This is a genomic window from Micromonospora aridisoli (assembly GCF_056150025.1).
In genome coordinates, this window is record NZ_JAXCFK010000011.1 from 19,913 (window position 1) to 44,338 (window position 24,426).

Genomic DNA, 24,426 nt, shown 5'->3' on the forward strand with positions numbered 1-24,426 from the left:
GAGCACCACCGTGAACAGCCAGGAACCGCTCACCCAGCAGGAGGTGCAGGGCTTCGCCGCCCTGGCCGCCCGGCTGGCCGAGAACGTCAACACGGTGGTGCTCGGCAAGCCGCAGGTGGTGCGGCTGGCGTTGACCGCGCTGTTCGCGCAGGGGCACGTGCTGCTGGAGGACGTGCCCGGGGTGGGCAAGACGACCCTGGCCCGGGCGATCGCGGCGACGGTGAAGGGGCAGTGGCGGCGCATCCAGTTCACACCGGACCTGCTGCCCTCGGACGTGTCCGGAGTGACCATCTTCAACCAGGCCACCCGTGGCTTCGAGTTCCATCCGGGTCCGGTGTTCGCCAACATCGTCATCGCCGACGAGATCAACCGGGCGTCGCCGAAGACGCAGTCGGCGCTGCTGGAGGTGATGGAGGAACGGACGGTCACCGTCGACGGGGTGCGCCACCCGGTGCCGCAGCCGTTCCTGGTGGTGGCCACGCAGAACCCGGTGGAGATGGACGGCACGTACCGGCTGCCGGAGGCGCAGCTGGACCGGTTCCTGGTGAAGCTGTCGGTGGGGTATCCGGACGAGTCGGTGGAGGTGGAGGTGCTGCGCGGGGCGACGGTCCGCTCCCCCGAGGCGCTCGCGGCGGTGACCGACACCGCCACCGTCGGCGAGATGGTCCGGATGGCCCGGCGGGTGCACATCGCCGAGCCGCTGTACGCGTACGCGGTGCGGCTGGCGGCCGCCACCCGCACCCATCCGCAGGTCCGTGTCGGGGTGAGTCCACGTGGGGTGATCGCGCTGACCCGGGCGGCGTGCGCCTACGCGCTGATCGACGGTCGCGGTTGGATCATGCCGGAGGACCTGAAGACTCTCACCGAGCCGGTCTTCGCCCACCGGCTGCTGCTCACCCCCGACGCCCAGGTGCGCGGGGTGACCGCGGCGGACGTGCTGCGGCAGGCGGTGGCCTCGGTGCCGGTGCCGCTGCCGTCGGGCCAGCCGGCCCCGGCGCACCACTGACCGGCGAGGACTGACGTGGGGATCACCGCCCGGGGCATCGGTCTGCTCGTCGCGGCCGTGCTGCTGCTGGTGGCCGGTTTCCGCTTCGGGTACCCGGAGTTGACGCTGCTCGGTGCGGCGGCGGGCACCGCCGTGGCGGTGGCGCTGGTCGTCGCGGCCCGGCGGCCCCGGCTGGCGGTGGCGCGGCGGGCGGACCCGGACCGGGTGGCCCGGGGCGAACCGGCGACGATGACGTTGACGGTGCGCAACGCGGGGCGGATGCGGGCGGCGAGTCTGCTGGCCGTCGACCGGTGCGGTGACCGGGCGGTGCCGGTGCCGGTGCTGCGGCTGCGGCCGGGCGCGGACACGGCGGTCACCTACGACGTGCCGACGAGCCGGCGCGGCGTGGTGCCGGTCGGGCCGCTTCGGGTGACCCGCCGCGATCCGCTCGGCCTGGTGGTGCTGGCCCGCTCCTACGGCGGCAGCGTGCCGGTGTGGGTGCACCCGCGGGTGCACCCGCTGCGCGCGGTGCCCACCGGCGCGGGACGCAGTCTCGACGGGCGGGTCGACGCGGTGCCGCACGGTTCGATCACCTTCGACTCGCTGCGTGAGTACGTGGTCGGTGACGAGTTGCGCCGCGTGCACTGGCGCACCAGCGCCCGGGTGGGTGAGCTGATGGTGCGGGAGAACGTGGACACCAGCCTGCCCCGGATCGTGGTGCTGCTGGACAACCGGTCGGTGGCGCATCCCGACCGGGTCGACGGGGTGGCGGAGTCGTTCGAGTCGGCCTGTGAGGCGGCGGCGTCGGTGGTCACCGCGGCGTTCCGGGAGGATCTGCCGGTGGTGCTGCTCTTCGTCGCCGCCGGGGAACCGTCCGCCGGTTCGGGCGGTGCGCCGCCGGACGGCGGGTCGGGTGCCACGCCGGACGGCGTTCCGGTTGGCGGTGGGTCGGGTGCTGGTGCGAGTGGACCGCTGGACCGGTTGGCGGAGGTGTCGCTGGCCGGTGAGGGCACGCTGGAGGCCGCGACGGCGCGGCTGCGCCGCGACCGGGTCGGCGACACGCTGGTCGTGTTGACCGGGCCGGGTGGGCGCGAGGACCTGGGGCACGTGGGTGCGCTGCGCGGCGCGTACCCGTCGGTGGTGGTCGGGGTCTTCGGCGCGGCCGAGCCGACGCCGCCGGGCGCGGCGGGGCTGGTCGTGGTCGACGCCGCCGACGGGGCCGCCTTCGCCGCCGAGTGGGACGGGGTGCGCCGGTGGTGAGGCTGCTGCGGGCGGTGCCGGTGCCGGCGGCGTTGGTCGCGATGGTCACGCTGGCCGGTGCGGTGCTCGGCCGGGTGTACGCGGGATCGCTGCTGACCGTGCTGGTGGCCGGCTCGGCGATCGGGTCGGTGCTGGTCAGCGTGGCGGCCCGGCGGCTGGCGTCCTGGCTGGTCGCGCCGGTGTCGGTGCTGGCCATGCTGGTGTGGACGGCGGTCTGCCTGCGGGTGGCCGCCGCCGGCGCGCAGGTGCCGGGCGGGTTTGTCGAGGTGGCCCGCGACGCCGCCGGCAACGCCATTCCCCGGCTGCTGACCGCGATGATCCCGGTGGAGCCGACCCCGGACACGATCCTGCTGCCGGTGGTCGCCGCCTGGCTGGCCGGCCTGGCGGGCGCGGAGGTGGCGCTGCGGGCCGGGCGGGTGCTGCTGGGCTACCTGCCGCCGGTGCTGCTCTACGCCGGCGCGGTGTACGTGGTCGGGCCGAACGCGGAGCCGGCGGTGGGCGCGACCGTGGCGTTGGTGGCGGTGGCGGCACTGGGTCTGGCGGTGTCGTCCCGGGCACCGGAGGCGGATCCGGTCGACGGGCTGGCTCCGGCGGTACGGTCCGGGGTGCGGGCCCGGCTGGCCGTGGCCTCGGCCGCCGGTACGGCGGTGGTGGTGGGTCTGGCGGGGCTGCTCGGCCCGGCGGTGGCCGCCCTGGTGGACACCCGGCCGGTCGATCCACGGCGTTACGTGGAGCCGCCGCAGGTGGAGACGCTGGACGAGAACCCGCTGATCCGGATCTCCGGGTGGGCGCTGAACCCGGAGCAGCAGCTGTTCCAGGTGGCGACCGACCGGCCCGGCGCCTCCGGTCCGACGACACCGGCAGATCCGGCCGATCCGTCGGACACTGCGGCGGCCGGCGGGGTGCGGATCCGGCTGGCCGTGCTCAGCGACTACGACGGGGTCACCTGGCGGGTCGGCGCGACCTACCGCAACGCCGGGCGGATCCTGCCGGCCACGGACCCGGCCCCGTACGCCACGGTGGAGACCGTCCGGCAGGACATCACGGTGGGTGACCTGAGTGGACGGCTGCTGCCCGCCGTACCCACTCCCCGCGAGGTCAGCGGTGCCCGGGTGGCGTACGACCCGGGCACCGGCACGCTGATCCGCCCCGACGGGCTCGCACCGGGACTGCGCTACACGGTGACCTCGGCGCGGGAACGGCCCGACATGAACCTGTTGGCCACCGCGAACACCCCGGCCGGCGACGAGGTGGCCCGGGTCCTGCACGTCGCCGACGGGGTACCCGAGCAGTTGCGTCGGCTCGCCGCCCAGCTGGCCGAGGAGAACGGCGCCCCGTACGCGCGGGCGGCGGCGATCGAGCAGTGGCTGGCCGAGCACTACCGGCTGGTCGCCGACGCACCCAGCGGCCACGCCTATCCGAACCTGGCGTTCTTCCTGTTCGGGCCGCGCAACGGCGGCGGGCAACGCGGCACCTCCGAACAGTTCGCGGCGTCGTTCGCGGTGCTGGGCCGGCTGGCCGGGCTACCCACCCGGGTGGTGGTCGGGTTCGCCGCCCCCGCGTCCGGTCCGGTCCGGGCCGCCGACGCGTACGCCTGGCCGGAGGTGCTCTTCGACGGTCTCGGCTGGGTGTCGTTCGACCCGCTGCCCCGGCCGGACGAGGAGCCTCGGCCGGTGGAGGAGGACTTCCGCCCGCAGCCGGAGGACCCGCCCCCGTCGGAGCAGCCGGAACCGAGCCTGGAGCCGACCGCCGCACCGCCCGCGCAGGCGGCTCCTGACGGCCCCGCCGACGCCGGGGGCGTACCGACGGTGGTGCTGGTCGGTGGCACCGGGGGTGGCCTGCTGCTCGTGCTGGTGGCGTTGCTGGCGATCCTCGCCGGCCTGCGTCGGGCGCAGACCCGGGCCCGGTTGACCCGGGGCGACCCCGGTCACCGCATCGCCGGCGCCTGGCGGGAGCTGACCGACACGTTGCGGCTGGCCGGGCGGCCCGTCGCCGCCGACCTGTCCGCCACCGAGGTCGCCGTCGTGGCCCGCCACGCCCTGGCCGAAGCGCGCCGCCGGGACGCCACCGCCGCCGTTGCGGTCGAGCCCGGCGCCGCCGTCCCGGCCACCGCCGCTGCCGGCACCGCCGGACGCGCACCCGGCCCCGCACCCGAGAGCGGCAGACCCGACGGCAGCGCACCCGACGCCGCCAGCCGTGCCGTCGACGACCTGGCCACGCTGATCAACCAGGTCGGCTTCGCACCCGGCACGGCCACCACCGAACAGGCCGAGGCCGCCGCCGAGGCGGCCACCCGCTACGCCGGGACGCTGCGCGCCGCCCGCTCCCGCTGGCGTCGCCTCCTCTGGTCGGTGCACCCGGGCCCGCTGCGCTGGCACCGCTGACCCGCCGCGATCATGCAGTTGTGGCACCTGACAAGTGGGGAGTCAGGGGCTTTTCGGGCGCCCCAACTGCATGATCGGCGAAGGGTCGGTCAGGTGGTGTGCAGGCGGCGGACCAGTTTGCGCAGGCCGGACTGCCAGCCGTCGGGGTCCTCGGCGCGGCGGCGGGCGTAGTCGGCCACCTCCGGGTGCGGCAAGATCAGGAAACGTTCCTCCGCCATCCCGGCGACCGCGGCGGCGGCCACGTCGTCCGGGCTGAGCACCGCGCCCGAGGCCGCGACGACCCGGGCGCCCAGGTGCCCGGCGGCCAGTCCCTCGGCCAGCATCGGGGTGTCGACCCCCTGCGGACACAGCGCGCTGACCCGGATGCCCTGGTCGCGGTAGGTCACCGACAGCCACTCGGCGAACCCCACCGCGGCGTGCTTGGTGGTGGTGTACGCGGCGTCGCCGACGGCGGTCAGCACCCCTGCCGCCGAGCAGGTGTGCAGCAGGTAGCCGCTGCCCCGGGTGAGCATCGCCGGCAGCGCCGCCCGGGCGGCGTACACGTGGGCGAGCACGTTGACCCGCCAGGAGCGTTCCCAGCCGCCGTTGTCGATCTCCAGTCCCCCGCCGGTGGTCACCCCGGCGTTGGCGCAGAACACGTCGATCCGGCCGTAGCGGCGTTCGGTGTCGGTGACCAGGGCGCGTACCTGGTCCTCGTCGGTGACGTCGACCGTCACGGCGTGGGCCAGCGGCCCGACGGCGTCGGCGACCGCTTCGACGGCGGTGCCGTCCAGGTCGGCCAGCACGAGCGCGGCGGCTCCCTCCGCGGCGAACCGGCGGGCCAGCGCCGCACCGATCCCCCCGGCCCCGCCGGTGATCACCGCTATCCGGTCGGTGAGGTTCACGCCGCCTCCTTGGCGTCGAGCCCGAGCCGGGCGACCAGCGTGGCCAGGGCTGCCGCGTCCGCGGCGGCCACCTCCGGGGTGGGCAGCAGCGCCAGCACGGGCACGTTCACCCCGGCGTCGACGTAGCGGCGCACCTGGGCCCGGCACTGCTCCGGTGAGCCGTGCAGGATCAAGGCGTCGACCACCTCGTCGGGCACGGCGGCCAGGGCGCCCCGTCGGTCGCCGGCCTCCCACGCCGCCCACATGTCGGCCAGCGACTCCTGCCGGCCGAGCCAGCGGTGGAACGCCGCGTACGCGGGCACGGTCAGGTAGCTGGTGATCATCCGTCGGCCGAGGGTGCGGGCGTACCCGGCGTCCTCGGTCGGGCAGACGAAGATCCGGGCGACCACCTCGAACTGCGGACGTGGCTGTCCCAGTTCGGCCACCGCTCGGGGCACGTCGGTGGCGGCGAGCCAGTTGAGGATGACGCCGTCGGCCTCGGCCGCGGCCAGTCGCAGCATGCCGGGTCGCAGTGCGGCCAGCAGCAGCGGCGGCGGCACCGCCGGCGGCCGTTCCAGGGTGAACCGGCGTACGGCGAACGTGTCGAAGGCACCGTCGACGGTCTCCCCGCGCAGCGCCGCCCGCAGGAAGCGCAGCACGTCACGGGTACGCCGGAACGGTTCGGTGAACTCGACCGCGTTCCAGTCGGCGACCACCACCGGCGACGACGCGCCGATGCCAAGGGCGAATCGTCCGGGGGCCACGTCGGCGAGCGCGGCGGCGCTCATCGCCAGCAGGCCGGGTCCGCGGGTGAACGCCGGGGTGATCGCGGTGCCCAGCCGCAACCGGGGTTCCCAGGCGGCGGCCAACGCCAGCGGGGTGAACGCGTCGGCCCCGTTGACCTCCGAGGACCACACGTCGGTGTAGCCGGCGTCGGCGAGGGCCGCGTACACCGCGGCGTGGTCGGCGAGCGGGATCCCGCCCAACGGCACCGTCATTGCCCATCGCGTCGTCATCGGTCGATGGTGCCCGCCCCGACGTCGCCGGGCAAGGTCGTCCGGCGGCGGCCAACGGACCGTAACCAGCGCTAACCTTCCCGACGTGACCTTCTCCCTCGTTGCCCGATCCGACGACGGCCGGCTGCACGGCATCGTCGTGGCCAGCCGTTTTCTGGCCGCCGGGGCCCTGGTACCGGGCGCCGAGGCCGACGTCGGCGCGATCGCCACCCAGGCGCACGTGAACCTCGCCTACCGGCCGCAGGGGCTGGCTCTGCTGCGTACCGGCGTCTCCGCCGCCGGTGTGGTCGCCGGCCTGGTGGCCGCCGACCCGGAACGTGACCACCGTCAGCTCGGTGTGGTCGCCGCCACCGGGCCCGGCGCCACCTGGACCGGGGCCCACTGCCGGGGCTGGGCCGGTGGGCAGGCCGGCGACGGCTGGGCGGCCCAGGGGAACATCCTCACCGGCCCGCAGGTCGTCGACCGGCTGCGCGACGCCTGGCTGGCCGGCACCGACCTGCCGTTCGCGCAGCGGATGCTCGCGGCGCTGCGGGCCGGCGAGGTCGCCGGTGGTGACCGGCGCGGTCGGCAGAGCGCGGGGCTGCTGGTGGTGCGCCGCGGCGGCGGGTACGGCGGCACCGGCGACGTCATGATCGACCTGCGGGTCGACGACCACCCCGACCCGATCACCGAACTCGACCGGCTGCTCGCGGTGCACACGCTGCTGTTCAGCCGCCCCGACCCGGCCACCCTGCTCGACCTGACCGGCGCGCTGGCGACCGAGGTCGCGGGTCTGCTGACCGCGCTCGGGTTCCCGGCCGACCCGGTCGAGCCCGAGGACGCGCTGGTCGCCTGGGCCGGGATGGAGAACCTGGAGGAGCGGTTGGCGCCCGGTCGCATCGACCCGGTGGTCCTGGCTCATCTGCGCACCGCCGCCCCGCACGTGCCGGCACCGCGCACCGCCGCCTGATCCGTCGGCGACGCCGGCCGCCGGTCGTCGAACCGGTGGTCCCGGGCCCTCGGCGCCGAGGGTCGCGCCCGACGGCCGTCGCCACGCTCCGCGTCAGGTCGGCGGCCGGTCAGCTGCCGAAGGCGAGCAGCCGGATGCCGGCGTGGTCGAGGGCGTCCTGCTCGGCGCGGCTGCGTGGGCTGCGGCCGGTGGCCTTGCCGATCAGGGTCAGCCGGTCCCAGCCGAGCTGCGGCGGCAGCACCTGCCCGCCGGTGAGCAGATCGGCGATCACCCGGGCGGCGGTCGAGGTCAGCCACGGCGGCCGGTCCAGTGCCTCGGCCAGGTCGAGGCCGTGCACACCGACCTCCACCACCCGGGTACGCAGGAACTCGCGCACCGTCATCGCGTCGCCGTGGCGGGTGCGGACGACCCGGTCGGCGGGGTGGGCGTCCACGGCGGCGAGGGTGGCCCGCCACGCCCGGTCGAAGTCGGCGGCGAGCACGACACCGGGCCGGTCCGGCTGCGACCCGACGCCGCCCCGGGCGACCTCGGACCGGGCGACCTCGGACCGGGCGACCTCGGACCGGGCGGACTCGGACCGGGCGACCTCGGACCGGGCGGACTCGGACCGGGCGACCTCGGACCGGGCGGCCTCGGACCGGGCGGACTCGGACCGCGCGGACTCGATCCGGTCGGCGTCCACCTGGGGCGTGAACTTGGTCGCGCCGAAGTAGCCGGCGGCGTCGACCTGGGCGGGGCCGGGCGGCGGGGCGGTCAGCATGTCGGCCAGGCGGCCGGCTCCGGTGCGTACGTGGGCCAGCAGCTCGGCCACGGTCCACGGCGGGCAGCGGGTCGGGCGGTCGAGGTCCGCCGCGTCGAGGGTCCGCAGCACCGCGCCGAGGCGGTCGCATTCGTCGTGGAACGCCTGCCGCACGACGATCATCAGGTCACCCCTGGTGCCGGGGCACCAGACGATGCACGGCGGTGAGCACCAGCGCCATCACCGCTGCCATGGAGCCGACGATGCCGGCCGCACTGCCCGCGTAGCCGACGAACAGCGGACGACGCCACAGGTCCATCGGTGGGGTGGTCCGCAGACCCACCAGCCACCACAGGGCCAGCACGCAGCCGGCGATCGCCAGCAGGCCGCCCGCCCCCAGCAGCAGGGCGGTGAGCCGGTGCGCGTCCCCGGCGGCCACCTTCGCCTGTTCGCGCTGGGTGACCAGCAGCAGCAGACCGGCCAGCGCGGCCCAGATCCCCACCACCAGGAACGCGGCGACCGCGTCGCTGGGGCGGTGCCAACCCGCCGACAGGGTCGCCACCCCGGCGATCGCGGCGTAGCCGGCGCCGATCACGGCCGCCGGGGCCCGGACCTTCGGTGGCAGCACGAGCACCAGGGCCACCGCCACCGACGCGGCGACCGTGGTGTGTCCGCTGGGCAGGCTGTTGCCGACGTACGCCCGCTCCAGGTCGATGCCGTAGTCGGGACGGCTCAGCCCGTACTTGAGCAGTTGAGTGGTGACGTTGGCACCCGCGATCAGCAGGGTGGCCGCGACGGCGAGGGCGACCCGGCCCCGGATCAGCGCGATGAATCCGATCATCACGGTGACCGCCAGCAGCGACACCACGGACATGGCGTTGAGGATCCGGTCGACCGGTTCCTCGATGTGGTCGCGACCGATCCGGTTACCGGTCAGCGCCACCGTGTCGATCCACTGACCGACCTCGGTGTGCAAGGCGAACTGCCAGACGGCGATGAACGCCGCCGTCTGGACCAGGGCCAGCACGACCAGCCAGACCGCAGTACCACCCCTGGGCGTCACACGCACCCGCACAACTTAGCGGCACGCCCCCACCGGTCGACCGGTGGCCCGCCGGTGGCGCGGGGATAGGTTGGGTCCAGGTGAAGGAGGGGACGTGACCGATACGTCGGAGCGGGACGCCGCCGAGGTCGGGCGGCCCGAGTCACTGGCCGACCTGCTCGGCGGGCGTCGGGGTGCCGTCGACGCGACCGTGCCGCCGGTGGCGTTCGCGGTGGGCTGGCTGGTGGCCGGCCGGTCGGTCACGGTCGGCGTGGTGGCGGCCCTGGTCGCCGGGACGGTGGTGGCCGGCTGGCGGCTGCGTCGCGGCGACCGGCCCCGGTCGGTGCTGCTCGGGCTGCTCGCGGTCTGCGTCGCCGCGCTGGTCGTGGTGCGTACCGGGCGCGCCGAGGACTTCTTCCTCGTACAGCTGCTGGCCAACGCCGCCAGCGCGCTGGCGTGGGCGGTCAGCATCATCGTGCGGTGGCCGCTGCTCGGGGTGGTCGTCGGCACCGTGCTGGGGCAGCGCGGACGCTGGCGACGTGATCCGGCGCTGCTGCGGGCGTACGGCCGGGCCAGCTGGGTGTGGACGGCGACCTACCTGCTGCGGCTGGCGGTGTTCGTACCGCTGTATCTCGGCGGTCACGTGCTCGCTCTGACCGCCGCCCGGGTGGCGCTGACCTGGCCGCTGGTCGCGGCGGCGTTGGCGGTCAGCTGGGCCGTGGTCCGCCGGTCGCTGCCGGCCGGACACCCGGGGCTGCGGCACCCGGTGACCCCGGGAGCCGGGCCGGTCGTGACGGCCGGTGACGACGCCGGCCCGGAACCCGGCCGGCCGGGGCCGGGACAATAAGGGAGAGGCCGCCACGGGGGGAGCGGCCTCTCCGGTGATGTACGTTACTCCGTCCCGGGCCGGGTTGTGATCCCGGGGCGGTCACTTTTTTTCGCGATGTGCGCAGCGTGCCCGACGAGTCGGGCTGGTGGGGTGGGCCGACCGCTCCGCTGCGTCGGCCAGAGGGCCGACCCACCCCGGCCTGACCGTGGGTGTCAGGCCGTCAGCCGGACCTGCCTCTACCCCCGAGGCCCGGCCGGCGCCTCCGGGTGGGTCACCGCCCACCCGGAGGAGTTCGTTCAGCCGTTGGGGAACAACTTCCCGTAGTCGGCGTAGGCCATGGCGACGTCCGCCTGGGCCCAGAAGCGGTGGTAACGGAACTCGGGCTCCGGCCCACCGTCGAGGTACGCCTGCACCTTCGGCCACGCCGGGTCGTTCTTGTAGAACGACCGGATGTCGACGAAGCTCTTGCCCGCAGCGATCTGGTCGCCGTTGGGCATCCGGCCGGTCCAGCCCGGCGGGATGTACAGGCCCTGCCCGGTGGAGGCGTCGTAGACGTCGTCGAAGCGCCGGTAGTCGCCACGCTTCTCCACCGTCGAGACGCCCTGGGCGTCGCTGTGCGAGTGCAGCGCGTCCAGCAGCCCCTTGGCGGTGTTCTTCGCCGCCGTGTCGCCCGACTTCGCCGCGTACGCGATGAGGGTGCGGGCGTAGGCGGCGGCGACGCCGACGTCCTGGCCCTTGACCGTCACCTCGACGTGCAGGTTGTTGTTCGGCTGCGGGTTGCTCGGGTTCCAGTTGGCGGGCTGGCCGGTCCACTTCAGGTCCGACGGGATGGACCAGTTCTCGCCCAACGTGGTGTTGGCGATGGCCCACGGCACCCACTTGTCCAGCAGCGCCTTGGCCCGGGCGTTGCCGCTGACCAGGTACAGCTCGGCGATGCGCTGCATCGACCAGGCCTGCATGCCGAACCACTGGTTCGACGGCGGGTCGTTGTAGACCGGGTCCTCGTCGTAGAACATGCCGTAGAAGGTGGCCGTGCCGGCCGGCGGCTGGCCGTAGTGCCCGCCCCAGCTGTTGGTCGCGCCACCGGCGATGCCGCCCTCGGCCGACTGCAACCAGGTGTAGAGCTCCAACTGCCGGTTGAGGCTGTTGGTCCAGTCCGCCGCCGCGGTCGGCGAGCGCGGCTTGAGCTCGTCGACGTTGGTCAGCGCCCAGGCCGCGAACGGGTTCTGGTAGCCGAAGTGGCTGTGGCTGGAGCCGATCCGCCAGGACCAGTTCTGGCTGGTCTCGGTCGCGCCGCCCCAGGCGTAGTACCAGGACAGCAGGTAGTGCGCGGACTCGCGGTTGTTGCCGGCCGGGCAGGCGGTGGCACCGACACAGTTGCCGACCCGCTTGAAGTACTTGTCGAACAGGGCGTACCGCAGGTAGTCACCCATCCGGGCGGCCTTGGTCACGGTGGCCGACACGTCGGCCGCCTTGCCCTGCTCCTTGGCCCAGGTCAGCGCCCAGTACGCGGCCTGCACGGCGCGGGCGTCGGCGTCCGGGGCATTGGTGTACTTCCACTGCCGGGCGGGGGCCTGCGACTCCTTGATGAACAGGTCGAGGTAGCCGTACTGGCCGCCGTGGCGGAAGGTGTCGCAGGACGGGTGCGGCACGGTCTCCCACACCGACTCCTGGGTGCCCCGCTGGAAGGTGTTGATGTACGCCGGCCGGGTGGTGCCGTCGCCGCAGCGGCCGAAGCCGTAGACGTTGTCCACGTCCAGCAGCCAGTGCATGCCGTAGATCGAGCCGGTGTTGTAGGTCGACTGCAGTTCCGAGCGCAGCGGGTCCCGGCCCACCGGCACGTTGGAGTCCAACTGCGACGGGTACTGGTTGGGCAGGTCGTGCTCGGCGGCGTAGGTGGCGTCACCGGCGGAACCGGCGGTCGGCTGGTCGGCGGTGGACGGGATGATGTACCGCTCCATCACCGTCCAGGCGTTGTTGAACGGAGTCCAGTTCTGGGTCACCCGACCGTAGTAGGCCTCCAGCCACAGCCAGAAGCTGAACGCCTCGGAGGTGGTCTGGTGGCCGTGGTCCGGCGCCTCGACGATGAGCGTCTCGATGGAGTGGTACGGCACGCCCTCCGGGCTGAAGTAGCCCGAGTTCTTGATCTTGTTGTACTGGGTGAGGAACCGCTGCACGTACTCCCCGTCACCGCCGGGCACGTCGTTGTCGATCTCGGTGACGGTGACGGTCGCCGGCGTGTGACCGGTGGCCGAGGCGGTGATGGTGGCGGTGCCCCCGACCGTGTCGGCGTCCTCGGCCGCCCGGACGGTCACGGTGACGCCGTTGCTCCAGTTCGACGTGGTCAGCGTCGTCGAGGTCGGCGAGACGGTGATGTCCGTGTCGCCGGTGCGCGCCAGGCTCACCGCGACGTTCGAGGTGGGCGCCCGGCTCAACCTGAGGTTGAACGTCGAGCTGCCGCCCTCGGGCACGGTCAGCGCGGTCGGCGTGGCGACCAGCGCCGGTGAGGTGGAGGCGGCGACGGTGAACGACCGTTCGGCGATGGCCGACAGGCCGTTGCTGTCGTACGCCCGGGCCTGCACGGTGTAGTCACCGGCCGGCAGCGCCTGCAGGGTGTAGGAGTACGGGGCGGTGGTGTCGGTGTTGACCAGCAGACCGTTGCGGTAGAACTCAACCCGGCTGATCGTTCCGGACGGGGAGCTGGCGGTGGCGGTCAGCGGCACGTCGGCGGGGGCCGTGAACGGGCCGGCGGGGACCGAGAGGCTCACCGTCGGGGGTTGCTGCTGGGTGCCGCCGCAGGTGACCCCGTTGACCGAGAACGAGGTCGGCTTCGGGTTGCTGCCGGAGTACGAGCCGTTGAAGCCGATGGTGGTGCTGGCGCCGGCGGCGAGGTTGCCGTTGTACGACTCGTTGACGGCGGTGACCTCGTTGCCGCTCTGGCTCCACCGGGCCGACCAGCCCTGGGTGACCCGCTGGTTGCCGGGGAAGGCGAACCGCAGGGTCCAGCCGTTGATGGCGTCGCCGGTGTTTCGGATGGTGACGCTGGCGGTGAAGCCGTTGCTCCAGTCGTTGGTCGTATAGACCACGTCACAGGCCGGGGCGGCCTGTGCGGCGGCGGCGGGCACGGTGGCCCCACCGATCGCCAGCGCCGCGGCGGCAAGCCACGCCAGGCGCCGACGTCTAGCCAGGTTTCTCATCTGCGCGGTGTCTCCTCGGACCAGGCCGGTGGCGGTGCCGCCCCGGCGATGACGCCTCGTGGACGCCGGGTCCGCCGAGGTGCCAGTGGATGGTGGTCGCTGCGGCCCGGTCGGGCCGGCGCAGCGGGGCGCAGTGGAGGACGGCTGCTGTTCCCGCTGCTGGCAGGACGCCGTACCGGACACGCCGGAAGCCCTCGGCGACCCGCGCTCACGCGTACCTTGGCTCCGCGCGGTCGATCGACAGTGTGCCATGGAAGCGCTCCCAACACCAGCTAGGAAACTTCCGGAAACACTGAGTTGTTTCGATCTCGTTTTGGGGCTTTCACAAAGCCGTGACGGGCGTTACAGTCGCAGCAACGTCGATGGGAGCGCTTCCATCGACAGAGTTCCACCCGGAATATCGCCCGGTGTCGTGCCCACGGCTCCGGGGAACAGACCACAGGCCGACGGCGGGCCAGCCCGGACACCGCCGTCAGCCGTCACCCCACCACAGTGGAGGGAGGTGGATCCTCAAGCCACTCGCGTGGCCCGGCTCCCGCGCGACACGCACTACTGGGACGCCAATCCGAATGTGCGTGTACCGCAACACGGTGGGGACGGGGGTTGCCCTCCCCCGTCCCCACACTAAACCCCCGTTCACGATGGGAAAAGAGGCCGACGGGTCAGACGCGCACCACCCGCGCGCCCCGCACGGCAGTCGACCCGCCCGCCGACCGCCATCCGCGACGCCCCGCCGACCGCCCGGGCGCGCACCGCCCGGTCCGCCCGCGGAACTCGGCGCACCCGGTCCCGCCGCACCCGATGCCCGACCGGCACCGCGCCTTCCCCACCCCACGTCACTCCCGCCACCGAGGCTGTCCGCCCCACCCCCCGCGACGACTCGGACCCGGCGGGGACCGCCCACCCCTTACCCTTTGTTGGGAGCGCTCCCGGGCTCAGGCGGTCATCCCCATCCACGAGGAGAACCCATGTCGATACTCACCAGGCGGCACCTGCTGCGCCGCGCGGCGCTCTCGGCCGCCGCCACCCCGGTCAGCGCCGTTCTCGGCACCACCGCCGTCGCGGCCACGGCCACCGGCCTCGCCGCCTGCCAGCCCGGCGATCCGGGAGAGCACCCGGCCACGGCGTCGGACCCGGCCGCTCGACTGTCCTTCCCGCCCGACTTCGGCTGGGGCGCCGCGACCTCGGCGTACCAGATCGAGGGCGCCACCAAGGAGGACGGCCGGGGCGAATCGGTCTGGGACACGTTCAGCCGCGCACCCGGCCGCACCCGCAACGGCGACACCGGCGACGTCGCGGCGGATCACTACCAACGTTATGCCGAAGACCTCGATCTGATGCGTGACCTGGGGCTGCGCAGCTACCGGTTCTCCATCTCCTGGCCGCGCATCCAGCCCGACGGAACCGGCGCCGCCAACCAACGCGGCCTCGACTTCTACCGCCGCCTCGTCGACGGCCTGCACGAGCGCGGCATCGCCCCGATGGCCACGCTGTTCCACTGGGACCTGCCGCAGACGTTGCAGGACGCCGGTGGCTGGGAGTCCCGCGACGTCGCCCACCGCTTCGCCGACTACGCCGCCATCGTCTTCGACGCCCTGGGTGACCGGGTGCCGGTCTGGCTGACCATCAACGAGCCGAAGACGGTGGTGCAGAACGGCTACCTCTCCGGCCACCACGCCCCCGGCCGGCGGGACCCCGACGCGGCGTACCTGGTCGCGCACCACCTGCAACTCGCCCACGGCCTCGCCGTCGGCGCCCTACGCGCCACCGGCGACACCGGCCGGATCGGCCCCGCCTTCAACCTGCACCCCTGCTACCCGGCCGACGACTCCCCCGCCGCCGCCGAGGCCACCCGACTCTACGACGGCTACGAGAACCGCCTCTACCTCGACTCCGCGTTGACGGGCAGCTACCCGGCGGACGTCCTGGCCGACCTCGGCCCCGACAGTCGGATGGTCCGCGGCATCCGCGACGGCGACCTGGAGATCATCTCCAGCCCGGTCGACCTGCTCGCCGTGCAGTACTACACCCCGATCTACGTCACCGCGTCCGGCGGCACCGTCCGCCGCTGGCCCACCTCCGAGGCGGAGTGGCAGCAGATCTACCCGGACGGGATGTACGACATCCTGACCCGGGTCACCCGCGACTACGGGCCCATCCCGCTCACCGTCACCGAGAACGGCCTGCCCACTCCCGACGAGCTCAGCGCCGAGGGGACCGTCGAGGACCACGGCCGGGTCACGTTCCTGCGCGACCACCTGGCCGCCGCCCACCGGGCCATCGCCGACGGGGTGCCGCTGGAGAGCTTCCACGTCTGGTCCCTGCTCGACAACTTCGAATGGGCCGAGGGCTACGAACAGCGCTGGGGCCTGATCTACGTCGACTACCCGACCCAGCGCCGGGTGTTCAAGCGCAGCGCCCACTGGTACCGCCAGGTCATCTCGGACAACGCGGTCTGACGGCCACCTCGGCGGCGGCCCGACCCCGGGCCGCCGCCGAGGCCGTAGGATCCCCGCATGCGTGACCGCAACCGCCTGGGCCGGCCGTTCTGGACCTTCTGGAGCGCCGCCGCGCTGGCCAACCTCGGCGACGGCATCCGGGTGGCCGCCTTCCCGCTGCTGGCCGCCGCGCTCACCGACGACCCGCTGGCGGTCGGTGCCGTCGCCGCCGCCCAGTTCCTGCCGTGGCTCGTCTCCGGCCTGCTCGCCGGCGCCCTCGCCGACCGCCGCAGCGCCCGGACGCTGCTCGCCGCCGCCGACACCGGCCGCGTCGTCGTCCTGGCCGCGCTGGCCGCCGCGGTCGCCCTCGGATCGGCCACCATCAGCCTCGTCGTCGCCGCCGCCTTCCTGCTCGGCGTCGGCGAGACCATCCGGGACACCGCCGCCCAGACCGCCGTTCCCAGGCTCGTGCCCGACGCCCAACTGGAGAAGGCCAACGGTCGGCTCGTGGCCGGCGAGATCGTCGGCAACGAGTTCGTCGGACCACCGGTCGGTGCGCTGCTGTTCGTCCTCGGCGCCGCCATCCCGTTCGCCGTCAACGGCGCCGCCCTGGCACTGGCGGTGATGCTCGTACTCTCGCTGCCCCTGACCCTGGCCCACCGCGCCACCGCGTCCAGCGGCGACGAGACGCCGGGCACCGACCGTGGCGGGATCCTGGCCGGCCTGCGCTGGCTGGTCCGGCAGCCGATGCTGCGCACGTTGGTGCTCGTCACCGCCGCCGTGGCCGCCGCCGACACCGCCTGGTTCGCGATCTTCGTGCTCTACGCCCGGGACGCCCTCGGCCTCGGCGCGTTCGGCTTCGGCCTGCTGCTGGCCACCGGCGCGGCCGGCGGCCTGATCGGTTCGTTCACCGCCGACCGCCTGGTCGCCCGATTCCACCACCGGACCGTGCTTACCTGGTCGATGGCCGTCACCGCCGGCGTACCGGTCCTGCTGGCCGTGGTCGGGCACCGCGCCGTCGCGGTGGTCGTGGTGGTCACCACCAGCGCGGCGTTCGCCGTGCTCAACGTCGCCGCGCTGTCCGTACGCCAGCGGCTCGTGCCCGGCGGGCTGCTCGGCCGGGTCATCGCCGCCTCCCGCCTGGTCACCTACGGCTGCACGGCCGCGGGCGCGCTGGTCGGTGGTGCGCTGGCGGCCCGCGCGGGCATCGAGGCACCGTTCGTGTTCAGCGGCGTCGTCGCCGTCACCGCCACGGTGGCCTGGTGGGCCGCATCCCGCGGCGCGCCCGGCCCCCTCGGGCCGGGCACGTCAGCGCGGTAGCGCCTGCTGAAGCTCGGCGCGCAGCGCCGGGGTGAGCATCTCCCCCGCCTGCTTGGCCAGTCGGGCCATCTCGTAGCCCACCACGCCGATGTCGGCGTCCGCCGCCGCCAGGGTGGCCAGGATCGAGCCGTCGCGTACCTGCATCACCAGGAAGTAGCCGCGGCCCATCTCGACCACGGTCTGCTTGACCACGTCGCCGTCGAACATCTGGGCGGCACCGGCGGTGATGCTCATCAGACCCGAGGTCACCGCGGCGAGCTTGTCGGCGTGGTCACGCGGCAGATGGTCGGATATCGCCACCAGCAGCCCGTCGGAGGAGACCACCACGGCGTGCGCCACCCCGGGCACCCGCTCCGCGAACGCGCTGACCAGCCAGCTCAGGTCGCGAGCTTCCTGCGACAACGTCGTCACTACCGTCCTCCTTCATTCCACGCCCCGGGCGGCGGCACGGGTATCTCGGTGGTCTCCTCAGCCTCTGCCCGCCGTACACCGCTGTACAACCTGGACAACATTCCGCCGACGGCATCCGGGTCCGGCTCGTGCCGGGCCACCGGCTGCTGCTCCGGACGGGCCGGCTGGGTCACCGCACTGAGCTGCGCCATGGGCACCCGAACCGGTAGACCGCGCTCGTTCGTGCCGGCGGTCACCGGCACGGCCGGCGGTGCCGGTGCGCCGGCGCCGACCGCCGGCACCACCGACGAGGGCCCCTCCCGCGACCACCAGCCGCCACCACCGGTCGCCGGCGCCGGGGCGAGCACGTCCTCCGCTCGTACCGGCACCGGGTGGGCCTGACGCGGCACCGTGGTGGGACGCCGCCCGGCCACCGGCAGGTCCACCGGTCCGGGATTGGCCGGTGGTACCGGCCGGGGCGTCGCGGCGGGCAGCCCGCGCGGCGACGGTGGGGGGTCGAGGCTCGGCGCCGGGGCCGGGGCCAGCAACGGATGCGGCAGCCGTACCCGGGCCACCAGCCCACCGGCGCCGCCGTGCAGCCGCACCTCGATGCCGTGCCGGGCGGCGAGGTGACTGACCACGAACAAGCCCATCCGCTCGACCGCCGCCACGTCCGCGGCCGGCGGCGTGGCCAGCACCGCGTTCGCCTCGGCCAGCGCCGAGGCGCTCATGCCCAGCCCCTGGTCGGCGATCTCGATCACCGCGCCGGGCCCCTCCACCCGAGCCATCACCTGCACGATGGTGTCCGGCCGGGAGAAGGCGGTGGCGTTCTCCAGCAACTCGGCCAGCAGGTGCACCAGCTCACCCACCGCGTGCCCGACGACGTGCAGGTCCGCCACGGCCTCGTGCCGCACCCGCTGGTACTGCTCGATCTCGGCGCTGGCCGCCAGCAGCACCGCGCTCAGCCCGATCGGCCGGTTCCACCGGCGGGTCGACTCGGTTCCGGCCAGCACCAGCAGGCTCTCGTCGTTACGGCGCATCCTGGCGGCCAGGTGGTCCAGCTTGAACAGGTTCTCCAACTGCTCGGGGTCGCCCTCCTCACGCTCCAGGTCGTCGAGCAGCTCCAACTGCCGCTCCACCAGCACCTGGCTGCGTCGGGCGAGGTTGACGAACATCGCGTTGACGTTGCGCCGCATGTTCGCCTGCTCCACCGCCACCCCGACGGCGCTGCGGTGCACCGCGACGAACGCCTCGGCCAGCTCACCGATCTCGTCCAGTGAACGCACGACCGCCGGTGAAACGTCGATCGGCGGCACGCCACCGGAGACCGACCGCAGTCGGGCCAGCGCCTCGGGCAGCTCGATCTGGGCGATCCGCAGCGCCTGCGAGCGCAGCAGCCGGATCGACCGGGCCAACGACCGACCGATCAGGAACGAGATCAGCACGGCCACCATGAGAACCGTGATGATCACGCCGACCACCAGCAGCGTCTCGCGCAGCTGGGTCTCACTCGCGTTGTCGGCCTGACGTGCCGAGGCGGCCAGCACCTCCGCCTCGTAACGCTGCAACAGCTCGTGACGCGCCTCGCTGGCCTCCCAGAACTGCTCCGCGTCCGGCACCTCCGTCCCGGACGTGCCCTGCGCCAGCGCCTGCTCCTCCATCCGGGCCGCGGCGACGAACGCCGGGTCCAGGCTCATCTCGTCATAGCGGGCCACCTGCGCGTTCGTCGCCGCGATGCGGAACGCGCCGAGGGCCGTCAGCTGCCGCGCCCGCAGGTCGGGTAGCTGGGCCGCGTCGTCGGTGTCGTAGCTGCCGGCCCGGGCCGCCGAGTACAGCTCCGCCCGCACCCGCGAGGAGAGCTCCTTGGCCCGGGCGAACTGCACGTACCGCAGCACCGCCTCGGACAGCTCCGGCCGTTCGGCACCCGGCGAAGGCTGGGCGAGCAGGTTCAGCAACGCGTCGACCGCACGGTGGTAGTTGCCGAGGATGGTGTCGTCGCTGAGCAGCACGGTGGTCATCGTGTTGCGGATGTAGTCGATCTGCTGGTACGCCTGGGAGGCCACCACGTAGACGTCCCGCCACGAGGCGTCCGACTCGGCCAGCGGTTCGGCCGCCGCGCGCAACTCCGCCGCGGCCCGGTCGGAGGCGTCCCGGTAGGGCTGCAACACGGCCAGCCGCTCCTCGCTCTCCTCCTCGTCGGCGGCGTTACGCAGGGCGGGCAGCTCGCCGGCGGTCCGGTCGCGCTCCTCCTGCAGGCGGTGGGCCAGCGCGGTGATCTCGCGGCCGATGGCGACCTGGGCGGCGAAGTCGCTCAGGGTGTCGGCCCGGCTGACCAGGCTCTGGGTCTGCACCCCCGCCAGGACCAGGAAGGCGACGGAGGGAATGACGAGCACCGTGGCCAGCTTGGTGCGCATCCGCCAGTCCTGCAGGCGCAGGGGGGAGCGGCGCCGGTGGGGTACCACCCGGACGTCGAACCGGCGCCGGCGGTGCTGCGACACCCCGCGCGCCTGCTCCGGTCCTACACCCACCCGCTCCTCCTCCCCCACGCGTCCACCGCGGTCCGGGGAGCGCCGTCCATCCAACCAGGCCCCGGAGCAGTGTCAACGTCCTGCCCTTATGAATGGTTCAGGAAGAGTACTGCTGGCCGCCAGCCTATGCCGAGGCCGCCGAGGCTTGATCATCCGTCCGGCCGATGTCGGCCACCACGACGGCGTCGGCGATCCGGCCGGTGGCCACCAATGCCGCGCCGGTCGCCCCGATCTCCGGGTGCCGCCCGAAACGAACCGGTCGGGGGGCCAGCACCGCCGCGAACGCCTGCCGCCACCAGGCTGAGGCCGCCATCGCGCCGCCGCCGAGAACCACCTCCACCGACCGGCCGACCGTGGACTCCAGCACCACCAGGTCGTCGACGACCTGCTCGCACACCCCGTACATGAGTCCGGCCAGTATCTCCACGGCGGTGGTGCCGAAGCCCAACCCGCGCAGCTCCCCCTGCCCGGCCGGCAGGCGGCCCGGCGGGCGGTCGCCGCCGAAGCGGACGTTGGCCGGTCGGCCACCGTCGGGCGGCAGCACCGCCAGCGCCTGCTCCAGGGCCGGGCCGGTCGGCAGCCGCAGTTCCCGGTCGGCCCAGGCGAACAGGTTCCCACCGGATGAGTACGCGGCACCGGTCACCACGTGGTCGTGGTCGACGCGGTAGCGCCACAGCCGGTGCGGCAGGACGGTCAGCTCCGAGTTCGTCGACATCCGCTGCAGCAGCCGCACCGCCGAGGACGTGCCGACGGTCACCGCCGCCCGGGTGGGGTCGACACAGCCGGAGCCGACGTTGGAGGCCGCGCCGTCACCGAGCGGTGGCGTCCACTGCGCGCGGGCCAGGGCCGGCCACCGTCGGGCGTAGTCGGCGCGCAGCCGACCGCGCCAGTCCCGTGGGGCCAGTTCGGGAAGGTCCCGACCGTCGCTGCCGGCCAGGGCGCACGCCTCCGGGTCCCAGTCCAGGGTGTGCAGGTCCAGCAGGCCGGTGCCGGACGCCTGCGACATCGACATCGGCGCATCGGCGAGCAGCCGGCCGAGCACGTACTCGATCAGGCCGGTGAAACGCGGCGGCCGGGCACCGGCGCGGGCCCGCAGCCAGGGCAACCGCACCGACCAGTAGCAGCGATGCCACCAGGTGCCGGTGCGCTGGTGGAAGGCGTCGGGGTCGGCCGGGCCGGTGGCCGTGGCGGGCGGCTCGGGCCGGGTGTCCAGCCAGGTGAGGACCGGGCCGAGCGGGTCACCGTCGGCGCCCAGCGGCACCACCGAGTGCCACTGGCCACTGATCGCCACCAACTGCACCCCGTCCAGCCGGCCCTGCCCGTGCAGCTCGTCCAGGCACTCGATCAGGCAGGCGAGGTAGTGGTGGGCGTCGAGGGTGCCGGCACCCTCGTCGTCGACGCCGAGCACGATGCGGCGACGGGCCAGCGCCCCCGGCAGCGGTTGGGCATCGCCGTCCAGCACGAGCCCACGCACCGACGAGGTGCCCAGGTCCAGCGCGAGAATCTTCATCGCGGGTCAACGTACCCGCTGAGCCCAGCGCCGCAGCGTCACCGCGCACCGGGTCCGCCGATCGGCTTCCGCATCGACCGTCGGACGCGTAGGGTGATCGCATGCTCGCGCGACTGACCTGCTGGTGGCCCGCCGACCCGGCGGCCCTCCCCCGCGCGTAGCTCCACCCCACGCGGCCGCCCGACGAGGCGGCCGCCGGTCACGTCCCGGCTCCCGGGCCGCCCCCGACGGCGGCACCCGGCCCGAGGAGAACCGTGCAACCGCTGACCGAACTGCTCGCCGCGCTCGCCGCCGGCACCGACCCCGGCCCGTTCGCCCTGCTCCGCCGCGACGGCGCCGACCACCTCGACCTGTTCACCGGCACGGTGTCGACCGTCGACCGGCTCGCCGACATTCCGCTGCCCGCCACCGAGCCCGGCCCGGTGACCCTGGCCCTGGTGCCGTACCGGCAGGTCGTCGAGCGGGGCTTCGCCTGTGTCGACGACGAAGTGCCGCTGGAGTGCTTACGGATCGACCGCCGCCACCGGCTGCCACTGGCCGGCGTGCTGGAGGCCCTGCCGTCCGCTCCGGTACGCACCACCGGCGCCGCCTTCGACATCGGCGACGACGAGTACGCCGCCACCGTGGCCCGGGTGCTGACCGACGAGATCGGCAACGGTGAGGGGGCCAACTTCGTCATCCACCGCACCCTGCGCGCCCAGGTGCAGGGCGCCCCGCTGACCGCCGCGCTGGCCGCGCTGCGCTCGCTGTTGACCCGGGAGCGGGGGGCGTACTGGACGTTCGTGGTGCACACCGGGGCGCGCACCCTGGTCGGCGCCAGCCCGGAGCGGCACGTCAGCGTCGACGACGGCCTGGTGATGATGAACCCGATCAGCGGCACCTTCCGGCACACCGGTGCCACCGCCGACCGCGCCGCCCTGCTGCGCTTCCTCGCCGACACCAAGGAGACCGAGGAGCTGTACATGGTCCTCGACGAGGAGCTGAAGATGATGGCCACCGTCGCCGAGCGGGGTGGCCAGGTGGTCGGGCCGTACCTGAAGGAGATGTCGCACCTGGCGCACACCGAGTACCTGCTGGCCGGACGGGGGTCCAAGGACGTACGCGAGGTGCTGCGGGAGACCATGTTCGCGCCGACCGTGACCGGCAGCCCGATGGAGAACGCCTGTCGGGTGATCGCCCGGCACGAACGCACCGGACGTCGCTACTACTCCGGGGTGCTGGCCCTGCTCGGTCACGACGAGTCCGGCCGGCAGACCCTCGACGCGCCGATCCTGATCCGTACCGCCGAGATCTCCCCTGCCGGAGAGCTTCGGGTACCGGTCGGCGCGACGTTGGTCCGCCACTCCACCCCGGCCGCGGAGGTCGCGGAGACCCACGCGAAGGCGGCCGGTGTGCTGGCCGCACTGGGTCTCGGGCCGCAGGCACCGGCCGGGCCGCACCCGGCGCGGCGGCTGGCCGACGATCCGCAGGTACGCGCCGCCCTCGCCGCCCGCAACGCCCCGCTGGCCCGGTTCTGGCTTGACCAGCGGCCGTCGGGTGCCCTGGCGCTGCCGGCGCTGACCGGCCGTCGGGCCCTCATCGTCGACGGCGAGGACACGTTCACCGGGATGCTGGCCCACCAGTTGGGCGCGCTCGGGCTGTCGGTCACCGTCCGGCCCTGGCACGCCGAGCTGCCGGTGCGGGCGTACGACCTGGTGGTGGTCGGCCCGGGCCCGGGTGACCCGACCGCGGACACGGAGAAGATGACCAGGCTGCGGGCCCTGCTCACCGAGCTGCTGGACACCGGGCAGCCGACGCTCGCCGTCTGCCTCGGCCACCAGCTCCTCGCCGGCCTGCTCGGTCTGCCGGTGCACCGCCGGGACGCGCCCTACCAGGGCCTGCAGCGCACGGTCACCCTCTTCGACACGCCCCGCCGGGTCGGCTTCTATTCGACCTTCACCGCCCACGCCGGCACCGACCGCCGCGACGGCCCGTACGGGACGGTCGAGCTGGCCCGCGACGAGGCCGACGGCGCGGTGCACGCGCTGCGTGGGCGCAGCTTCGCCGGGGTGCAGTTCCACCCCGAGTCGGTGCTGAGCCCGGACGGGGTGGCGGTGCTGACCGACCTGCTGCGCGACCTGCTGCCGGCACCGGCCGGTGAGTTGTCCCCGGCGGTTCAGGCATAGCCGCTCCGATCCGGGGTAGCGCTGTGGACGGCCGGCGGTCCGGGCGGGTCTGAGAGCCCCCGCCCGGACCGCCGGTTCCGTCGCTCGTCGGCTCAGCCGGCCAGGCCCTGCTTGAGCGCGGCACCGATCTGCACCGCCCGCTTGGCGGTCAACGCGGTGGCCCCCAACGCCACGTGGTCGGGTGCGGTCTCGCCGTTGTTGCTGGTGTGCGAGGCGCCGTACGGGTTGCCGGCGGTGAACTGGCTCGGTTCCGTGTACCCGGGGGTGACCACGATCCCGCCCCAGTGGTAGAAGACGTGGAACAGCGACAGCAGGGTCGACTCCTGCCCGCCGTGCTCGGTGGCGGTGGAGGTGAAGCCGGAGTAGACCTTGTTCGCCAGCGCCCCCTGCGCCCACAGCGGACCACTGGTGTCGATGAACTGCTTGAGCTGGGCGGCGACCAGGCCGTAGCGGGTCGGCGAGCCGAAGATCACCACATCGGCCCAGCTGAGATCGTCCAGCTGCGCCTCCTCCACGTCTTGGGTCTCCAGCCGGTGCGCCTCCCATCCCGAGTTGGAGCGGATGGCCTCCTCCGGCGCCAGCTCACGTACCTTGCGCAGCCGCACCTCCGCACCCGCCTCGCCGGCGGCCTCGCTGGCCGCCAGCGCCATCTGGTACGTGATGCCGGTCGCGCTGTAGTAGATCACCGCAACCTTGACCTGTGCCGCCATCGCGTGTCCTTCCTTCTCGGGGTCAGCTCCGGCGACTACCCGATGCTTGCCTCGACAAACATCGGGAGGTGTCCACCGGTCGGCGGACAGCGCGGTTCCGT

Annotated in this window: 17 protein-coding genes; 8 read left to right on the forward strand and 9 right to left on the reverse strand. The window is 73.8% G+C overall.

The annotated features are described in order from the left end of the window. Positions 1–10 precede the first annotated feature (10 nt). Genes SM447_RS22150 through SM447_RS22160 form a run of 3 tightly spaced genes read left to right on the forward strand, consistent with a single transcriptional unit; the run spans position 11 to position 4,629 of the window. Positions 11–1,006 (forward strand): AAA family ATPase, encoded by a 996-nt coding sequence (locus SM447_RS22150; RefSeq protein WP_204002867.1) that lies wholly within the window; start codon positions 11–13, stop codon positions 1,004–1,006. Positions 1,007–1,021: 15 nt separating this feature from the next. Beyond that, positions 1,022–2,245 (forward strand): DUF58 domain-containing protein, encoded by a 1,224-nt coding sequence (locus tag SM447_RS22155; protein ID WP_474574763.1) that lies wholly within the window; start codon positions 1,022–1,024, stop codon positions 2,243–2,245. A 41-nt stretch (positions 2,246–2,286) separates the two neighbouring features. Beyond that, positions 2,287–4,629: a transglutaminase TgpA family protein gene (locus tag SM447_RS22160; RefSeq protein ID WP_474574927.1), complete on the forward strand. Its 2,343-nt coding sequence runs from the start codon at positions 2,287–2,289 to the stop codon at positions 4,627–4,629. A gap of 89 nt (positions 4,630–4,718) precedes the next feature. Here SM447_RS22160 and SM447_RS22165 read toward each other — a convergent pair whose 3' ends face one another. Together SM447_RS22165 and SM447_RS22170 are read right to left on the reverse strand one after the other, a co-directional pair. After that, positions 4,719–5,513 (reverse strand): SDR family oxidoreductase, encoded by a 795-nt coding sequence (locus tag SM447_RS22165; protein WP_474574764.1) that lies wholly within the window; start codon positions 5,511–5,513, stop codon positions 4,719–4,721. Further along, positions 5,510–6,490 (reverse strand): LLM class F420-dependent oxidoreductase, encoded by a 981-nt coding sequence (locus SM447_RS22170; RefSeq protein WP_474574928.1) that lies wholly within the window; start codon positions 6,488–6,490, stop codon positions 5,510–5,512. Before SM447_RS22170 ends, SM447_RS22165 begins: the two co-directional genes overlap by 4 nt. 103 nt (positions 6,491–6,593) lie before the next feature. Between SM447_RS22170 and SM447_RS22175 the strand changes: the two genes are divergently transcribed. Then, positions 6,594–7,457 carry a DUF1028 domain-containing protein gene (locus SM447_RS22175; RefSeq protein WP_474574765.1) on the forward strand — a complete coding sequence of 288 codons (864 nt, stop codon included), beginning with the start codon at positions 6,594–6,596 and terminating at the stop codon, positions 7,455–7,457. Between the two features lie 109 nt (positions 7,458–7,566). Here the strand turns inward: SM447_RS22175 and SM447_RS22180 are convergent, their stop codons facing one another. Both SM447_RS22180 and SM447_RS22185 read right to left on the reverse strand, forming a co-directional pair. Continuing rightward, entirely contained in the window at positions 7,567–8,379 is an 813-nt protein-coding gene (locus tag SM447_RS22180) for a maleylpyruvate isomerase N-terminal domain-containing protein (protein WP_474574766.1), read from the reverse strand. A gap of 4 nt (positions 8,380–8,383) precedes the next feature. Next, on the reverse strand, positions 8,384–9,271 hold the full coding sequence (locus SM447_RS22185) for a phosphatase PAP2 family protein (protein ID WP_474574767.1): 888 nt from the start codon (positions 9,269–9,271) through the stop codon (positions 8,384–8,386). 82 nt (positions 9,272–9,353) lie between these two features. Here SM447_RS22185 and SM447_RS22190 point away from each other — a divergent pair, with 82 nt between their 5' ends. Continuing rightward, positions 9,354–10,085 (forward strand): DUF3159 domain-containing protein, encoded by a 732-nt coding sequence (locus SM447_RS22190; protein ID WP_474574768.1) that lies wholly within the window; start codon positions 9,354–9,356, stop codon positions 10,083–10,085. 278 nt (positions 10,086–10,363) lie between these two features. Here SM447_RS22190 and SM447_RS22195 read toward each other — a convergent pair whose 3' ends face one another. After that, positions 10,364–13,255: a glycoside hydrolase family 48 protein gene (locus SM447_RS22195; protein ID WP_474574929.1), complete on the reverse strand. Its 2,892-nt coding sequence runs from the start codon at positions 13,253–13,255 to the stop codon at positions 10,364–10,366. A gap of 977 nt (positions 13,256–14,232) precedes the next feature. Here SM447_RS22195 and SM447_RS22200 point away from each other — a divergent pair. Next, positions 14,233–15,723: a GH1 family beta-glucosidase gene (locus tag SM447_RS22200; protein WP_474574769.1), complete on the forward strand. Its 1,491-nt coding sequence runs from the start codon at positions 14,233–14,235 to the stop codon at positions 15,721–15,723. Between the two features lie 57 nt (positions 15,724–15,780). Next, a complete protein-coding gene (locus SM447_RS22205) occupies positions 15,781–17,022 on the forward strand; it encodes an MFS transporter (protein WP_474574770.1) in 1,242 nt (413 codons plus the stop codon). On the opposite strand, the gene SM447_RS22210 is transcribed toward SM447_RS22205, so the two are convergent. The 3 genes from SM447_RS22210 to SM447_RS22220 form a co-directional block, all read right to left on the reverse strand. Beyond that, positions 17,011–17,433, reverse strand: coding sequence for a roadblock/LC7 domain-containing protein (locus SM447_RS22210; RefSeq protein ID WP_093408063.1), 423 nt, complete (start codon positions 17,431–17,433; stop codon positions 17,011–17,013). The two genes, SM447_RS22205 and SM447_RS22210, sit on opposite strands and share 12 nt — an antisense overlap. Further along, on the reverse strand, positions 17,433–19,940 hold the full coding sequence (locus SM447_RS22215; protein ID WP_474574771.1) for a sensor histidine kinase: 2,508 nt from the start codon (positions 19,938–19,940) through the stop codon (positions 17,433–17,435). Before SM447_RS22215 ends, SM447_RS22210 begins: the two co-directional genes overlap by 1 nt. A gap of 124 nt (positions 19,941–20,064) precedes the next feature. Beyond that, positions 20,065–21,450 (reverse strand): FGGY family carbohydrate kinase, encoded by a 1,386-nt coding sequence (locus SM447_RS22220; protein WP_474574772.1) that lies wholly within the window; start codon positions 21,448–21,450, stop codon positions 20,065–20,067. A 254-nt stretch (positions 21,451–21,704) separates the two neighbouring features. On the opposite strand from SM447_RS22220, the gene SM447_RS22225 reads away from it, so the two are divergent. Next, the gene (locus SM447_RS22225) at positions 21,705–23,615 is read left to right on the forward strand and encodes an anthranilate synthase family protein (protein WP_474574773.1); all 1,911 of its coding nucleotides are present in this window, start codon (positions 21,705–21,707) and stop codon (positions 23,613–23,615) included. Between the two features lie 92 nt (positions 23,616–23,707). On the opposite strand, the gene wrbA is transcribed toward SM447_RS22225, so the two are convergent. Then, positions 23,708–24,325, reverse strand: coding sequence for an NAD(P)H:quinone oxidoreductase (gene wrbA, locus SM447_RS22230; RefSeq protein WP_474574774.1), 618 nt, complete (start codon positions 24,323–24,325; stop codon positions 23,708–23,710). Positions 24,326–24,426 lie beyond the last annotated feature (101 nt).

Coding starts and splice junctions, on each gene's coding strand:
- SM447_RS22160 (WP_474574927.1), top strand. CDS start 2,287: ATGGTCACGCTGGCCGGTGCGGTGCTCGGCCGGGTGTACGCGGGATCG.
- SM447_RS22170 (WP_474574928.1), bottom strand. CDS start 6,490: ATGACGGTGCCGTTGGGCGGGATCCCGCTCGCCGACCACGCCGCGGTG.
- SM447_RS22180 (WP_474574766.1), bottom strand. CDS start 8,379: ATGATCGTCGTGCGGCAGGCGTTCCACGACGAATGCGACCGCCTCGGC.
- SM447_RS22200 (WP_474574769.1), top strand. CDS start 14,233: ATGTCGATACTCACCAGGCGGCACCTGCTGCGCCGCGCGGCGCTCTCG.
- SM447_RS22205 (WP_474574770.1), top strand. CDS start 15,781: ATGCGTGACCGCAACCGCCTGGGCCGGCCGTTCTGGACCTTCTGGAGC.
- SM447_RS22220 (WP_474574772.1), bottom strand. CDS start 21,450: ATGAAGATTCTCGCGCTGGACCTGGGCACCTCGTCGGTGCGTGGGCTC.
- wrbA (WP_474574774.1), bottom strand. CDS start 24,325: ATGGCGGCACAGGTCAAGGTTGCGGTGATCTACTACAGCGCGACCGGC.